At 57.2% G+C, this 16,157-nt stretch carries 14 protein-coding genes; 1 reads left to right on the top strand and 13 read right to left on the bottom strand.

From position 1 onward, the window contains the following. Positions 1–20: 20 nt before the first annotated feature. The 4 genes from adhE to BLR08_RS02625 form a co-directional block, all read right to left on the bottom strand. Positions 21–2,630, bottom strand: a complete 2,610-nt coding sequence (adhE, locus tag BLR08_RS02635) for a bifunctional acetaldehyde-CoA/alcohol dehydrogenase (RefSeq protein ID WP_072328087.1) — start codon at positions 2,628–2,630, stop codon at positions 21–23. 135 nt (positions 2,631–2,765) lie between these two features. Continuing rightward, positions 2,766–2,903, bottom strand: a complete 138-nt coding sequence (locus tag BLR08_RS30960; RefSeq protein ID WP_176835396.1) for a hypothetical protein — start codon at positions 2,901–2,903, stop codon at positions 2,766–2,768. Positions 2,904–2,965: 62 nt separating this feature from the next. Next, positions 2,966–3,502, bottom strand: coding sequence for a hemerythrin domain-containing protein (locus BLR08_RS02630; RefSeq protein WP_072328086.1), 537 nt, complete (start codon positions 3,500–3,502; stop codon positions 2,966–2,968). Between the two features lie 353 nt (positions 3,503–3,855). Next, a complete protein-coding gene (locus BLR08_RS02625; RefSeq protein WP_072328084.1) occupies positions 3,856–4,143 on the bottom strand; it encodes an alpha/beta-type small acid-soluble spore protein in 288 nt (95 codons plus the stop codon). Between the two features lie 149 nt (positions 4,144–4,292). Between BLR08_RS02625 and BLR08_RS02620 the strand changes: the two genes are divergently transcribed. Then, positions 4,293–5,255 (top strand): SPL family radical SAM protein, encoded by a 963-nt coding sequence (locus BLR08_RS02620; protein WP_072328082.1) that lies wholly within the window; start codon positions 4,293–4,295, stop codon positions 5,253–5,255. A gap of 61 nt (positions 5,256–5,316) precedes the next feature. Here the strand turns inward: BLR08_RS02620 and BLR08_RS02615 are convergent, their stop codons facing one another. The 9 genes from BLR08_RS02615 to BLR08_RS02575 all read right to left on the bottom strand — a co-directional run bounded on the left by BLR08_RS02615 (position 5,317) and on the right by BLR08_RS02575 (position 16,060). Further along, complete coding sequence (locus tag BLR08_RS02615; RefSeq protein ID WP_083536689.1) at positions 5,317–5,982, bottom strand: TVP38/TMEM64 family protein; 666 nt, start codon at positions 5,980–5,982, stop codon at positions 5,317–5,319. A gap of 35 nt (positions 5,983–6,017) precedes the next feature. Beyond that, positions 6,018–6,362, bottom strand: coding sequence for a metal-sensitive transcriptional regulator (locus BLR08_RS02610; protein WP_072328080.1), 345 nt, complete (start codon positions 6,360–6,362; stop codon positions 6,018–6,020). Positions 6,363–6,436: 74 nt separating this feature from the next. Beyond that, complete coding sequence (locus tag BLR08_RS02605) at positions 6,437–7,480, bottom strand: CapA family protein (RefSeq protein ID WP_072328078.1); 1,044 nt, start codon at positions 7,478–7,480, stop codon at positions 6,437–6,439. Between the two features lie 116 nt (positions 7,481–7,596). After that, positions 7,597–8,451: a diguanylate cyclase domain-containing protein gene (locus BLR08_RS02600; RefSeq protein ID WP_072328076.1), complete on the bottom strand. Its 855-nt coding sequence runs from the start codon at positions 8,449–8,451 to the stop codon at positions 7,597–7,599. Continuing rightward, positions 8,448–10,556, bottom strand: coding sequence for a cellulose biosynthesis cyclic di-GMP-binding regulatory protein BcsB (locus BLR08_RS02595; protein ID WP_072328074.1), 2,109 nt, complete (start codon positions 10,554–10,556; stop codon positions 8,448–8,450). The genes BLR08_RS02600 and BLR08_RS02595 overlap by 4 nt, the downstream gene beginning before the upstream one ends. A 16-nt stretch (positions 10,557–10,572) precedes the next feature. Next, positions 10,573–11,823, bottom strand: coding sequence for a glycosyltransferase family 2 protein (locus BLR08_RS02590; RefSeq protein ID WP_072328072.1), 1,251 nt, complete (start codon positions 11,821–11,823; stop codon positions 10,573–10,575). Then, complete coding sequence (locus BLR08_RS02585) at positions 11,820–13,394, bottom strand: hypothetical protein (RefSeq protein ID WP_072328070.1); 1,575 nt, start codon at positions 13,392–13,394, stop codon at positions 11,820–11,822. The genes BLR08_RS02590 and BLR08_RS02585 overlap by 4 nt, the downstream gene beginning before the upstream one ends. 16 nt (positions 13,395–13,410) lie before the next feature. Beyond that, positions 13,411–14,904 (bottom strand): glycan biosynthesis hexose transferase WsfD, encoded by a 1,494-nt coding sequence (locus BLR08_RS02580; protein ID WP_072328068.1) that lies wholly within the window; start codon positions 14,902–14,904, stop codon positions 13,411–13,413. Positions 14,905–14,926: 22 nt separating this feature from the next. Beyond that, positions 14,927–16,060 carry a glycosyl hydrolase family 8 gene (locus BLR08_RS02575; RefSeq protein ID WP_083536687.1) on the bottom strand — a complete coding sequence of 378 codons (1,134 nt, stop codon included), beginning with the start codon at positions 16,058–16,060 and terminating at the stop codon, positions 14,927–14,929. Positions 16,061–16,157 lie beyond the last annotated feature (97 nt).

Genomic DNA, 16,157 nt, shown 5'->3' with positions numbered 1-16,157 from the left:
AACCCTCCTGCCTGGTTCTGTTAAAATTTACCGTAAAAGGCATTGCGGTACACGTCGGCCAGCTCTTTGACCAGCGGCATTCGCGGATTCGCCGTCGTACATTGATCCTCGAACGCACGGTCGGCGAGGTAGTTGACCCGCGCTTCGAAGTCCGCGGCATCGAAGCCGAGCGCCCGGAAGCTTTCGGGAATGCCCAGCGCCTTGTTCAGCTTGCGGATGGCGTCGATCAGGCTGTTCACGCCCTCCTCCGTCGTGCGCGCCGGCAGACCGAGCACACGAGCGATCTCGGCATAGCGGAGATCCGCGATAAAGTGATCGTATTTCGGGAATGAAGCGAACTTGGTCGGCTTCTGGGCGTTGTACCGGATGACATGCGGCATCAGGATGGCGTTGGTCCGGCCATGCGCCGTATGGTATTGACCGCCCCATTTATGCGCCAGACTATGATTGATGCCCAGGAACGCATTGGCGAAGGCCATGCCTGCGATGGTGGAAGCATTATGCATCTTCTCCCTCGCTACGGGGTCTCCGGTCCGGTACGATTCCTCCAGGTATTGGAATACGAGCTGGATCGCTTTCATCGCCAAACCGTCGGTATAGTCATTGGCCATCACCGATACATAAGCCTCGATCGCATGAGTCAATACGTCCATGCCGGTATCGGCGACAGCCGTCTTCGGCAGTGTGTAGACGTATTCCGGATCGATGATCGCCACATCCGGCGTCAGCTCGTAATCGGCGAGCGGATATTTCGTATTCCCTTTATTCTTATCCGTGATAACGGCAAAGCTCGTTACCTCCGAGCCTGTCCCCGAGGTCGTCGGGATCGCCACGAATTTCGCCTTCTGGCCCAGACGCGGATATTTGTAGACACGCTTGCGGATATCCATGAACTTCTGCTTCAGCGCCTGGAAGTCGGTATCCGGATATTCGTAGAACAGCCACATGGCCTTCGCCGCGTCCATCGGCGAGCCGCCTCCGAGCGCGATGATGCAGTCCGGCTGGAACGATCTCATCTGCGCCGTCCCGCGGTCGACCGTATCGACGGACGGATCGGGCTCCACATCGCTGAACACCTCGATATGAACCGGCGTCCGGCGCTTGCGCAGGTAATATTCGACCCGCTCGACATAGCCCAGCTTGACCATCATCGGGTCCGTCACGATCATGACGCGCGAAATGTCGGGCATTTTCTCCAGATATTGCGTCGCTCCCTTCTCGAAATAAACTTTCGGCGGCATCTTGAACCACTGCATATTAACCGTTCGCTCAGCGACCCGCTTCAGATTCAGAAGATTGACCGCCGTCACGTTCGCCGTCGTGGAATTATGTCCGTAAGAGCCGCAGCCAAGCGTCAGCGAAGGCAGGTTCGTATTGTAAATATCGCCGATCGCCCCATGCGTCGAAGGCGAGTTCACGATGACGCGGCCCGTCTGCAGCCTGGAAGCAAATGCATGCACCACCTCATCGTTCTTCGAATGGATGACCGAGGAATGGCCCATCCCGCCGAAGGCGACGACCTCTGCCGCACGCGCGATGCCCTGCTCGGCATTCGGCACCTTATAGCAGGCCAGCACAGGGCTGAGCTTCTCGGCTGAGAGCGGATAGGCTTCGCCTACGCCCTCCAGCTCGGCGACCAAAATTTTCGTCTGCTCCGGCACGCTGAGTCCCGCCATTTTGGCGATCGTATGCGCCGGCTGTCCGACAATGACGGCATTGACCGCGCATTTCTCCGGATTGATGACCAGCTTGGAGACCGCCTCCGTTTCCTCCTTGTTCAGAAAGTAGCAGCCGTATTCCGTCATCAGCTTTTTGGCGCGCTCGTAGATCGGCTCTTCGAGAATGACCGCCTGCTCCGATGCGCAGATCATTCCGTTATCGAAGGTTTTGGACAAGATAAGGTCGGTGACCGCCTGCTGCAGATCCGCCGTCTTCTCGATAAAGCAGGGCACGTTCCCCGGACCTACGCCAAGCGCAGGCTTGCCGGTGCTGTATGCCGACTTGACCATGGAGGAGCCGCCCGTCGCCAGCACGAGCGCCACATCCGGGTGATTCATGAGCAGCTGCGTCGCCTCCACCGAAGGATGCTCGATCCACTGAATGCACGAAGCGGGAGCGCCTGCCAATACGGCCGCATCGCGGAGAGTCCAAGCCGCCGCGACGCTCGACTTCTGTGCCGACGGATGGAAGGCGAAAATAATCGGGTTGCGGGTTTTGGCCGCGATCAGCGATTTGAACATCGTCGTAGACGTCGGGTTCGTAACGGGCGTGACGCCTGCGATGATGCCGACCGGCTCTGCGACAAGCCGGTAGTTCTCATACCGGTTTACCTCGATCGTACCGACCGTCTTGGCGGATTTGATGCTGTGATAGATGTACTCGGTGGCGAAGATGTTTTTCGTGATCTTATCCTCATACACGCCTCGGCCCGTTTCCTCGAACGCCAGCTTCGCCAGCTCCATATGACGGTCAAGACCGGCCAGCGCCATCTGCTGGACGATCCGGTCGACCTGCTCCTGATCGAGCAGCATATAAGCTTGCTGGGCCTGCTGAGCTTGAGTCACCAATCGATTGACTTCCTCTTGTGCCGATACCTGTTGCGCCTGTACTTTCGTTTCCTTCACAGCCATGGTTTTCTCCTCCTATATAGACGGTTTGACTTGCTCTAGGCGAAGCCGGAGCGCTCTGATTTCGCCGTCCTGCCTTAGGGCAGCTCAGGCGCGACGCCGGGACGGAAAGCAGACCCCTTCAGCCGGCGAGCGCCTTCAGTCGGCCTGCTCCGCGCGCTTCTCCTCGGTCGCCGGCGAGACGCGGCAGTCCTCGCAGATCCACTCGCTGCCGTATTCGCCATGGCCCTGGACCTTGCCGCAGTTATTGCAATTAATGGCTTTATGCTGAGTCACTGGATTCTCCTCCTTGTCAGAATAGATCCGGACAGGCGGGATGCCTGAACCGGGCAAGCTGTTTATGAGAACAAGCTGTCGATATCCGTCAAAATCTGATCCGCCATCGGGTAGACGACCTCTTCCTCCAGATTCAGATGCTCGGATAAGATCATGCAAGCTTGAATCAGATGCGAAGCGGCCGTTTTCACGTGAATGTTTTCACTTTCTTCGACACAACCATCCACCGCTTCATAGAAAGACTGAACAAACATGTGAGCGAGCTCATGATCCTTCTCCATCACCCAGATGGAAGGCATAATCGAAGGGCCCTGCATCTTGTTGAAATACCGGGTCAGCATAGGGAACAGCTCCCGCTCCTCCCAGCTTGCATGCGCGTCCAGCGACTCCATCAGCAGACCAACCGAGTCGCGCAGCTCCTTGAGCTTGACTTCAGCCTCGCGACTTGACCGCAGCCTGCTTACTCGCTCGCCCTGGCCACGAATGTCCGATAGCCGCGCGCGAAGTTCGTTATGTTCTTCCTTCAACCTCTCGATGGCCTCCATGAATTGAGTCGGCCGGGCGCTCTGCTCGAATATTTCAACCGTAGATTGTTGCATGCGGGGGTCCTCCTTGATTTGGAATTATCCTTATTGTAACCCCCCGCGACAACTTTCACTGTGAGCTAAATCACTCGACGCAAATTCGCCACACCCCCGCAAATAGTGCTCTGCTCGCCGCTGCGCACACCCTTTTCCTTCCTGCATGGTCATCCGCGCTATTCGCTTGAAAATACGCCTGCTGCTTTAGTTATGTAAAGGAAGCTCCCCTTTTGAAACGCCAAAAAACCGCAAACCAAGGCCTGCGGCTGCTTGCCGAATATTTTTGCCTGCCGGAAGTTTCGGCCGCTGCGCGAGCAGTCGCCGTACGAGAGCAAGCCGGGCGACAGCCGCTGGCCTTGCTCTCGTGCCGACTACGGACGCGGCTGTCGCGACAGCTGTTCCTGCGCCATCCGGATCATCTCGCGGACCATCGTGCCGCCGATCCGGCCGCCGATTTTTCCGGCCTGCTCGGTCGATAATGCGCCGTTGCCTCGGGGTTGAAGCGGGATGCCGAGGGAGCTGGCAACTTCATATTTGACCTGCTCCGGCTGACCGGCTGCCGAAGTATAGCCGGCGCGCCGCATAACGTCAGCTTTAAAAGCATCAAGCGCTTGACCGGCTCCGGGAACGAGAGGATGCCTGTTTCTTCTTCTGGCCATGCCAGCAGCTCCTTTGCTTGTTTATCGTGGAACGGAGAGTCCGGTCCAGCCGCGGCGGCTTGATCGTTCGGTTGCTAAATTCTCGAAGGTCATGTAAGATAAAATAAGAACATTTGTTCTTAAATTTATGACCAATCGAGGTGTCCGGTATGTCCACGCCAACAACCTATGAACCGATCCGCGCCAAGCAAGTGCTGAATGCGGTGAAAAGTCCCTCCATGCCGTTCGACTGGTCGATTAACCCTTACCGGGGATGCCAGCATGGATGTAGTTTCTGCTATGCGAGATCAACTCATACATTTCTGGGGCTGGACACGGACGATACGTTCCAGCGCCGCATCCTCGTCAAGCATAACGCCGCAGAGGCTCTGGAGGCCCAGCTCCAGCGCATGCTGAAGGCGAAAAACGGCCGCGAGCGAATCGGCCAGGTCGCGCTCGGTACGGCCACCGACCCGTATCAGCAGGTCGAGGCCAAGGAGCGCATCACCCGCCAATGCCTGGAGGTGCTCGCAGCTTACCGGATTCCGGTGAGCATCACGACCCGCTCTCCGCTTATTCTTCAGGACGCGGAGCTGCTGAAGCGGCTGCCGGCGTGTACGGTTCATATCAGCCTGAACACGCTGAGCCCCTCCATTTGGCGCAGCTTCGAGCCGATGTCTCCGGCTCCGGCGCAGCGGCTCAGCACGGTTGAAGCGCTGCGCGGGCAAGGCATCGAAGCGGGGGTGTTCCTCGCCCCGATCCTGCCGTTTATAACCGACAGCGACGAACAGCTCGGTCCGCTCGTTCAGGCGGTTGCCGATGCGGGAGCTTCCTTCGTGATGGGTTCGGCGCTGCGGCTGAATTCGGCTGCCGTGAAGTCCTGGTTTTTCTCATCCCTCCGCCAGCATTATCCTTCGCTTGTCGGGCGGTACGCCAGCTTGTATGCCGCCGGCCCTTCCGTTCCGAAGCCGTTCCGCGCCGAGCTGGCGGCCAGACTGGATGCACTGCTACGCCAGCATGGCCTCGCCTCCTACCGGTACCAGCCCGGGGAGCAGTCGAGCCGCGAGAATCCAGCCGCCTGCAACGCCAACAGCACCGAACAGCGTCCGGTGCAATTAGCTTTCGATTTCTAATTAACTTGCCGCGCGCAATAAGCAGCCACTATCAAGAAAGCAAGCGGAAGTGGACGGACGTTTATTCGAGCTCCCGCGCACCCGCCGCCTCCCTGGAGGCCGGACGCGAAGCCGATTGTTTCAGCAGAAGCTTGTACCCGATGAATACAGCGGCCAGAAATGCCGCATAGATGAGCAGGGCCTTTGCCGTCAGCGCCGGATCGGACAGAACCGTGTCGCCGACCACGGCAAAAACCAGCATGACGGGTATTTTCCCCAGAAGAGTAGCCGCAGCGAATGCCGGCAAGGAGATGCGGGTCAGAGCGGAGTATACGTTGACAGCCGGGGCAGGCATGACCGGAATCAGCCGCGCGGCGAGCACGCTGAGGAAGGGGCGGCGCTCATACAGCTCCGTGAACGCCTCCACCCTGCGGAAGCGGGCCAAGTATCGCCTTCCCTGCTGGCTGAATAAATAGCGTACCGTCAGCAGCATTATGACAGCGGCAAGCGAAGAGCCTGCCACATTCAGCAGGCTGCCGACGAGAATGCCGTATTTGGCGCCCAGAACGCCTCCGATCACCCCGAAGGGAATGACCGGCACCAAAGCGAACAAGAGGGACAACAGCAGCATAAGGGGGATTTCCGCGCCGCCGCCATCCCTCTCCAGCCAGCCAAGGAGCTCCCCCTTATAAACGTATGCCGCTCCTAACATGGCGGCATACGTCAAAACGACCAAGCCAATTTTCACAGTCGACTCCCTCTCTTATCCGGCTTGGCTGCCTGTTATTTCATCAGCTTGTTGACCGTCACCAGCAGCTCGTCGATCACTTCATGATCTCCGGACTGGATGCGGTCGATGACACAGGATTTCATATGTCCCTCCAGGAGCAGTTTGCCTACGCCATTGAGAGCCGATTGAATGGCGGAGATCTGGTTCAATACATCATCGCAATAAACATCCTTCTCGATCATGCCTTTGACACCGCGAATCTGTCCCTCGATACGGTTCAGGCGCGCCGTAAGCGTTGCCTTCGTTTTATTCGAATGATGGCTTTTCCTTGCATCTTCATGTGCGCATCCTGCCGCTTCCGCTGTGCAGGTTTCGTTGCTGTTCGTAGGGGTATCCACAGGAAAAACCTCCTTGTAGGTTATATATCCAATATAACATACCCCCTATAGGTATATCAAGCAAGGCAATGGAGTCATGATTGGACAGGACGCCGCACGATCTCCAGCGTTCGCTTGGCGGCGAGCCGCATAGCTCTTCTCTCTCCTGCCTTCAGCTTCGCGGGCAGCAAATGGCTGGAAACGGCGATTTCCGGAACGGGCAGCACCTGATAGGAAATCCGTCCGGCAGACCGGATACGGCGGACCCAGGTCGGCACGTAGTCGATCCGCTGCAGCCGGACCCCGCTGTCATCCTTCTTGATGGTGGCGAGCAGCATCAGCCCGTGCCTTGTCGCCGCATGCCCCATCAGCGTCGTGGAGACGAAATTGCCCAGTGAGTAAGCAGCGGCTTGCCCGCCCGGCGTCCGGACTACCGGCTGCACGACATGCGGATGCGAGCCCAGCACCAGATCGGCCCCGCCCTGAAGCAGCTTCCTGACCAGACGCCTCTGCACCGCGACCGGCACATGCGTATATTCTCGCCCGAAATGCGGGCAGACGATCGTATAATCCGCTTGCTGACGGGCCTCCGCCAGCTCCCGCAGCATCTGCTCCTCATCCAGCAGATTAACCATCCAGGCCCGGTCTGCAGGCAGCGGAAGCTTATTCGTGCTCTTGGAGTAGGACAGCACCGCGATGCGTATGCCCTGCACCTCCATCAGCAGCGGCTTGCCCGCTTCGGCCTTGGTCCGGAAGGTGCCCGTATGGGCGATGCCCGCGTGATCGAGCGTATCCAGGGTCTGGATGAGACCCTCCGTTCCCCGGTCCAGGCAGTGATTGTTCCCGGTAACGAGCACATCGAAGCCCGCTTCCTGCAGATCCCGGGCGAGCTGCCCAGGCGCGTGAAAGGAGTAGAAGCCCGTTTTCGGGTGACGGTAAGTAAAACGTTCGTGGCCGCCAGCGTCAACAAGCGGCACTTCCAAATTTCCAATCGTCAGATCCGCTTGCCGCAGCAGCGGAGCGACGTAGCGGAAGACCGGGGCAAAGCTGTACTCCGATGCTCCGCGGCGCGACGAACGGATGATGGACTCGGGGATTAGAATATCTCCGACTGCGGCAATTTGGACAATGGCCGACATAGGCGTCCCTCCTCTATGGGACCATCCTATTCAGGCCGGGCCGCGGCCGTTCCTGACAGCCCGGCTGCATGGCCGGACCGGCTGCCTTCACGGGCTGCATGGCCAGTTCCTCCCGCTCACACATCATATTCCAGTTGCTTCTTAGCCTGCGCGATAAACTCCAGCGGCGTGGGAATCGTCTCCTGGTCATACTCCAGGGCTCCGATTTTCAGAACCAGCTCGACCTTGTATTTCTGTGCATACTCCGTATCGTTCAACACGTCCACTTTATTTTTCAGCCGGTCGATGACGAAGCTGGCTCCATCCCGGTCGGTGAACAGAAGCATACCCCAGGTCGGGTTGTCCCGGTTCAGCAAATACAGGGAATCATTGGTCCGGATGCTGGTCTGGCTGAGCTTGGATAAATCATGCACGGCCTCCATCAGCTTCTCCTCGCCGATCATGCGTCTGATCTCATCCCAATATTTCACGCTAAGCACCAGCAGAGTGAGCGGCATCTTATAACGTACCGACAAAGCCATGAATACGGTCGCATCGTTCTGGAAGGAGAGACTGTTTTTCAAGCTGGTTTTCTCGTCCATCGTGGCCAAGGAGTCATTCACCTTGCGCAGCTGCTCGTTCTCCCGCTGCAGCTCCTTGCTGGCAAGCGTGAACAGCCAGGTCGCGATCGTGAACACCGGAGTCATGATCAGCCAGAAGTAATTTTGCGTCCCGACGACCCCTCCCGCCACCACGGTCTGGAACAAGGTGAAGGTACCGTAGCCGAATACGAATACGACGTTCAGGATCAAGCCTGTCGTCACGGTCGTAAAATAGGTAATCACCGCGATCAGGAAAGCCAGATTCAAGAAAATGATATTCTGGACATACAGATTCGGATCGGCCGCAGTAAATACGATGCTGATAAAGCAAGCGATAAACAGCAGCAAAAACGCGCCGTCCGATATCGTACCGCTCTGCAGCCTTCTCATCGTCCCCGCCTCCGTCCGCGGCTTGACTTCTTCGTGGTATGCTTGCGCAGCATCATGATCAATGAGACCAGCACCAGCAGAGCCACCAGCAGCGAAGCTACCGTAAAGCTCAGCACATCCTTGCGTCCCAGCACTTCGCCGACGACCGAGGGGGCTTCGGGCTCCGCCAGCTTCTTGAAGCGGAATGCCTGCACCTTCCCGTCCGCATCCGCCACCACGCCGTCGCCGTATACTTTCCAGAGCATGGCTTCCGCAGCCACCAGCTTGGAGGCCAAGTAGGCGTACTGCGGTCCGGCCCCCGTTACCGCCAGCAGCCCGTTGCCCGGATCGTAAGGAGATTCGATCAGCTGCAGCGCGCCGATCCGCTTACCGTATTCCGCTTCGATGCTCAGCTTTTCATTGGATACAAATCCTCCTCCGGCCGTGTCGTAGCGGAAATACAGCTTGTCATTGCTGTCGCGGATCACCTGGTTGTCCATGTAGCCGCCGATGGCGATGATCTGCCGTCCCTTCAGCTCTGCCGCGCTCACGTTCCCCGGGAAAAACCGTACCTCCCCCGTATTGGTCTGAGCGTATTGGCCGAGCAGGTTGAACAAATTCGTTAACGATGCATATAAATAAGGATCGCGCTTGTCCGGCAGGACGACGGCCACCTGGTTGTAGCTCCCGTCCCGGAGAAACGGATACGGGTAGTTGTTCAGCAGCAGCTCGGCCCTGTCCTTCGTATTGAGCTGCAGCAAGGATTGTTTATCGATGAACGCCCATGGCATCTGATCCTGATTCTCCATACATCCCGTATAGCCGTCCAGCTCCAGCTCGAAGGCGACCGTTATCGTGAAGTTGCCCGATATTTGCAGGTTTTTCGGAACCGGCAGCGTGAGATGATCCCCATCCGCCAGCTCGGAGGACAACCGCTTGCTGCCGATCGGCGTTTTATCCGCATATACCGTCACCATGGAACGGCTCATATCCAGATTTTTCGCGTAGCGGAAGTCCAAGCTGAGCTTGCTGGCGTCCGCAATAGACCGATTCCCCGGCAGTGAAATAAAATAAGACTTCTCGCGGTGCTGCGGACCCGTAAGCTTGTCTCCGGTCTCGGTCAGGCTGATGTTGCGGCTGATGCTGACGGCAGGCGTCTGCACCGCTGTTGCGGCATCCACGACTTTGGAGCCCGCCTCAATCTGATCGAGCAGCATCTGATTGGCAGCAAGCCGCCCTGCCTGAATCAGGAGCTCCGCATTGCGCGAGGTCACGACCAGCGTAGGCTGGGCGTTCATATTCACCAGTTGGAGCAGCGCCTTCTCCTGCAGCGCGTCCGTCTCCAGCTGTGCCTTCAGCTCAGCAGGCAAACGATCGAACAAGGAAACGAGCACCACGGCCCGTTTGTCCTTCAGTTGGTCCGCTCCGTATTCGACGAGCGGAATCATCCGTTCCTTTAATTCATTGCGCTTCGCAAACCCGGACAATGCATAGACGGCCGCTTCCAGCTCCTCCGCTTCGGCTGATGCCGGGACGGCCACGGCATTTTGCCCCTTGCTGACCGTATCAATCCCGGTAAAATGCCGGTTAAAGTCGCGGATGCTGTTTTTCATGGCCTCCTGGCTGTAGCTCACGGTCACTTCAGAGCTTCCAAGCACCTGAAACCAGCTGTCCCGGCTGTCTGTCGGCAAGCAGGCCAATTGCAGATTCAGCTTCGGATCGGACGTTTCCAGATTGCTTTGAATCGTCAATGTGTTGACGCCCGCAGTCAGCAGCGGAACCGGCGCGGCTGTTCTCACCTGCTGCTTGTCCCCGTTGCCGGCGGCAGGGCGAAAGGAATGGAAAGGGGTGCCGTTTAGCAGCAGCGTCATGCTGGACAGCTCGCTTTGAGTGAGCGGAGAAGCTTTGTAGTCGAGAACAATATCGACCTTCTCCACCTTCCAATAGTCCTCGATCCGGAAATACTGCTGACTTGCGCCGTATCTCCCCTGCACCGAAGCTTCTCCGAGCGGCGTACCGTAGCTGCTGCCGGCTGCCCCTCCTTCCTCCGCCCAGGCAGGAATCGGCCAAGGCAGCAGCAGGCAAACGCAGATGACGCCCACCATCATCAGCATTCGATTGTTCATAAGCTCCTCACCCGCCTCAAAAACGTTCGGTTTTGTACCACTTGGCTTCCCTTCGAAACACCAGGTCTTTCAAATAAGTATACAGCCCGTAAGCCGCCACCACCATCCACAACTGGCAATACGAGATATACATCAGCAGAATCAGCCATAAATTCGATAAGCGCATTTCTCCCTTCTCCGTAACCAGGGTTACGAAGGTGCCCACTACAAAAAGCGTGATCGCCAGCAGCCACAGAAAGGAGCTGAAGCCCGCGATCGTCGTCGTCACATACCCCAGCGCATTGAGGATCAGGAGCATATCGGACATAATCAGCGAGGTGAGCAGCAGGAAGTAGATCGACAGAAAATACAAAATATCGAAACGGATAAGCTTCGCCGCGGGGTCCGCCACCAGCTTCAGATTTTTCACGATGACATAGATGTTTCCTTTGGCCCAGCGGGTCCGCTGCTTGAACCAGACCTTGACGGTCTGAGGCTCCTGTTCCCAGGTGACGGCTTTCGGCTGAAACTTGATCCTGTAACCCATCCTATAAATGCGGAAGCTGATCTCGGTATCCTCCGCGATCGCCTTCACATCCCAGCCCCCGATCCGCTCGATTATCTCGCGTCTCATGATAAAATTCGTACCGGGGATGGTGCATAGCTTGAACAGCTTCCACCGGCCCGCCTGGGCCATCCACTGGAAGGACAAGGTCTCGATATTGATGAACCGCGTGAGCAAGTTCGTATCCCGGTTGCGCGTCCGGAATTTGCCGATCACGGCCCCCAGCTTCGGGTCTTGAGCAATCTCCGATACGAGGTACAGCAGCGCCTTTTTCTCCGGCGTGTTATCCGCATCGTAGATGGCGATCAGTTCGCCCTTGCTTTTGGCAAAGCCGAGATTCAGCGCATTGGATTTGCCTTTGCCTCCGGTCACGGCGTCCGTATTCAGCACGATCAGGTTGCGCTCCGGATGCTTTAGCTGGAGTTTGCCCAGCAGGCTGCTGCTGTTATCCGACGAATTGTCATTAATGACGATAATTTCATACCGGTCCCGGGGATACTGCAGCGCCAGCAGCGACTCGACCGTCTTGACAATCACTTTCCCCTCGTTATGCGCAGGCACCAGAATCGATACGAAGGGCGCTTCCCCCCGGAGCTCCGGAGCCGGCTGATTCTCCACCTGGATATAATACAGATAGCCGGCGATAATGAGCACCACATTGACCAGCAGCAAGGACCAGATGCAGATGACGGATACGAGCATCAGAATATCGGCGGCGGTCATGGGCGTTTCTCCTGATGCATATATTTGCGCTTGTACAGCCGGTATCCGAGGATCAGGAACCCGCCGAATATCAAGAGTGTGAGCGCGATCAGCACGATGAAAATATTATTCTGTACCGTGAACAAGGAAGCGAAGCTCTTCGGTCCCTCTTGTATGTACGTATGCTGCTCTTCAATGCTCGCGGCCGCGCTGCCAAGCGCCAGCGTCCGGCCGTTCACCTGCAGCAGTCCGCCTCTGGAGCGGATCTCGTTCGCAGCCGTACGCACCGTATGGGCGTCGGTCTTGTAGTCGGCAAACGCCCTCCAGTCGCTGCGCAGCGCCTGCACGGTCTCCTCCATCTGCTTCTCGCTGCCCGGCAGCTCGAGCAGCAGCGCCGTATCCATGGGCAGCGGCTCCGGCACCTTCCCATTTACCCGAAAGCTCTGCAAGTCTTCGAGAGACAGCGTGTACAAGGAAGAAGCGAAGGGCTGAGACGTGTCCGTCCGCTCCCGGTGCATAATCCGCTTGTTGGGGAACATCAGGATCGAGTCGAAGGAGGACAGCGCGTTCTCCTTATAATGGCGGTCGTAAGTCCAGTACATCTCGGCCCCGATCCCGAGCGGCGCGATGCCATAATCGGCCAAGGCGTCCACGAACGCGCTCAGCTCATCCTTCAGCGTCGTAATATCCTGGCTGATCGTCGAGGCGACGACAGGCGCATTGACGACGATGCTGCCGTTCCTGGACTGGATATGCTTCAGAGCCTCCAAATATCTTTGCACCGCCGGATAGTCGAGATTGCTGAGCACAGGCTGGACGCTGGCAATGAACGGAATTCCCGCTTCGTACAGCCGGTCCGACAGCCGCTTCAAACGATCCAGATCGGAGAAAGGATATATTTCGCGAAATGCGGCGTAATATCGGCTTTGCCCTTGCACAGACAGCCAGTCCTTCAGCACATACGAGCTTCCCAGCTCGGTCAGGTTGCCGGGGACCACATAGGGGATGTAAGCGTACCCCCCGTTCATTACGCCGAACGGCGCCGGCCGTTCGCTTGCGGATGAGCTCCAGCTGCCGTAAGACTCTCCTGCCGCCTGCCTGATCCATCCGATGTTTTCCACCCGGATAGATGCCTCGGAGAGCTGCCCGACCGTCAGCGTCAACGAACCGCCGCTCGCTTGCTCCTCTCTAAGCTCCAACGCTTCGACCACCCGCTCCGGCAGATGCATCCCTACATGCATATACCGGCCAGCATATGAGGTGAAGTCGTGCTCAAACTCGGGATACGAGCTTGGAAGATCACGGGCGTTTCGTACCGCTACCGCATACTCGTACCGGCTTAATGTCCCAGGCGCATAACGTTCGAAGGTCGTGACCGTCACCTCGGCTCCGAATGCGGCGAGAAGACGCTGCAGCGCTTCCATATTGCCTTCCTTCGGCGTGCCCCGCCCCAGGCTGTCATAGATCAGAAGCACGCTGGGCGATGCACCGGCAGTCGCCGGGACGCTGCGCGCAGTCGTGACCGCGGACAGCGGAAATACAGCCAGCACACCGGCTATGATCAGAATCGGCCAACATTTCTTGACGTCCATCGCCCATCCCCCCTAGTTATTCGGCCGGCTCGTCGGCGCCTTCGACCGTCCTCTCCCCCCATAGCCGGCGTCCCCACAAATCAGCCGCCATCACGAAAGTAACGAGATCGAAGCTTGCTGTAAACAGAAATTCATGCTTGGACAAATCCGCGTCGCCCGCCCCGATAATCGAAACGAATATGCCGGACAGCCCGATCATCATCATCATCGCGACCAGCGGAAGCCGCCATATCGATCTCGCCCGCCTGGCTCGCACAGCCGCTATAAAGGACGGCATATAAATTCCCAGAACAACCGTCATCCAGATGATGACGAAGCCGAAAGTTTTCGGAGCGAGCGCATCCTTCAGCAGGCTGTAGCCCGAGAAGAAGGTCGTCTGGGCCCCGAACGGCTTGCCTTCTGTCCGCTCGTAATTGCCCATCGCCGGAGGCCGTATCGTAAATCCGCTGCGCGCAGCCAGATTCAGCATCTGGCCGGCCTGATCGGGATGCGTAACATAATACCCAAGAATGGAGCCGAAGCCGTACTTGCTATAGAACGCTTGCTCCAGCAGCTCGGAGTCGACATCCACCGTCGAGTACGGCTTATAGTAAATGCTGCGGTTAAGCGCGGCGAACTGCTCGTCGATGCCGAAGGATCTAAGCGCAGCTTCGGGATCACGGGATTCCATCAGGACGCCGCGCGTCATCGCATGATATTTATTGATATTGACAAACTCCTTCGGGATCAGCGCATAGATGCCGACGCCTGCGGCCAGCAGGCCCGCCAGCACGCCGGTTACGAGAATCCGGTATGCCCTGCCCGTCCGTATGAAGACAAGGACGGCTCCCGCCACAGCGACAATAGCTCCGACAGGCGCGTTCTGCTGCTTGCTGGCGGTCAGAAGCAGGGCGCTTGCCGCAAACAAAGCCAGCAGCGCATAATCATTGTACCTTCGCCGGTACAGCAGCAAGCCCGAAGCAAATAAAAGCATCGCCATAACCAGCACAAGCGCCTCGCTGTAAAACGAGTTGAAGTACGCCGTATACCCCGTGTCGCCGAACATAAACACCGCTGCTGCCGCAATCGGATACCCAAGCTTCGCGGAGAGCTTCCACGTCACCGCTTCGACCAGCAAGTAGACGGCCGCCGTGTACATCAAGGTGTAAATAACGGCCTGAACCCGCAGATCGAACACCTGGTGGTCATACAGCCAAACATTCAGCAGCAGCGCCAGACGAATAAACAAGGACTGCGACGAAAACAGCGCGGCGGCGTTTTCATTGTAATACTGCAAGATTCCGTACTGCTTTACGAAGTAGCCGAGGTACTGGCTGTTATAGTCCGGTTCACTGAAATACAGCCCGTTTCCGTACAGTATCCGAAAATAGTCTCCGTTATCCGCCATACCGATAAAAGGAGGAACGAACAGCGCCAAGACCGTTATTAAGAACACCCCGGCGGCGGCCGCCCATGCGGGCGACACCCATCGGGCGATAGCAGACAGAGCTTTACCGCCTGGCTCAAGCATGATCAAAGCCCTCTTTCCGAAGTTAGTAGGCGTACGCCAGCAAGGCCATCAGATTGTCAAAGGAATACGCCTGCCCGGAACCCGGGTCCCCGAAGCCTCCGTTCAGCTCGCTGGAGCCGTTCAGAACCTGAAGCTCATTCATCCTGCGGATGCTGTCCTCATACAGCCCCTTGTCCCCAAGCTCCGAGCCGATCATGGCCGCTATCGCATAGATGGCCGTCGACCGGATGTCGGTTGCAGGCTTCCCTTCCTTCGTATATTGGCCATACAAGGTGCCTGCCGACACCTGTTCCTTCACATACCGGATACTGGACGCTTCATGCTGCCGCACCTCCGCAAGCGCCAGAATCGTCAGCAGCGACTCCACCGTATTGATCTTATCCGAGCGGTAGGAAGCCGTTTTATACTCATACCGGGTTTCATAGAAAGGGAATTCATCCGACAAATACCCCTTCTTACTAATACCCAGCATTCCCTCCAGGAAAGCATCTCTCTGCTTCCGTTCCAGCGGCAGCAGGGCCAGCGTCTTCAGATCGATGTAGCACAGCGTGATGAAGTCATTGGTTGTCCGGTACTCTGCGTCGTGAAAATCATACAAAAATCCATCCTTGACATTATGCTCGTAAAACCGCCGTCCGTATAAATTCGCCTCCTCGGTATAAGTTGGCTCGTCAAAGGCTTTGCCCGCCTCGTACAAGCCGCGTATGATGCGAAGATCGTCGACCGCCGCGTTCACCGAATACTTCCGGTTATGCTTGGGACTGTACCGGTAGCTGAAGCCGGTCGACAACTCAAAAATTTGCTTTGTTCGCCTCCACTCCTCGTCAAATCTCTGCTTTTGCCCGGTGAGCGCATAGTAGCGCATCAGCAGTCCCGCCGATTCGCTCAGAATCTCATGCCCGGTAGCCTCGGCAGCAGCTTGAGCCGTATCCCGCAGATTGGTATAAACGCCGCTCGTTCCGGTCAACCGTGTCTCGATAAATTGCAGCAAAGAGCTGCGGCGATCCGTCGTCTGAGCTTCATCACCATAATCGTGCTGGGAAAGGAGAGCGATGCCGTCAAAGGACTTCGGCATCTCCTTAGCTCCGCAGGCCGTCAGCGCGGCAGCCAGGATGAAATGGTTTAATAGAAGAAGATAGCTTTTGGTCGTTGGCATTCATGCACATCCCCCTGAATGTAATGCTGCAGATTGAACAAGGAAAGATGAATGTAATAGTACTTTATACCCAATCCAGAAGGACTACAAGTTAAGA

This window comes from Paenibacillus sp. cl123 (genome assembly GCF_900101595.1).
In the GTDB taxonomy this organism is placed as follows: Bacteria; Bacillota; Bacilli; order Paenibacillales; family NBRC-103111; genus Paenibacillus_G.
The sequence above is the reverse complement of the archived record's forward strand: the minus strand, read 5'-3'. Positions and strand labels throughout refer to the sequence as shown.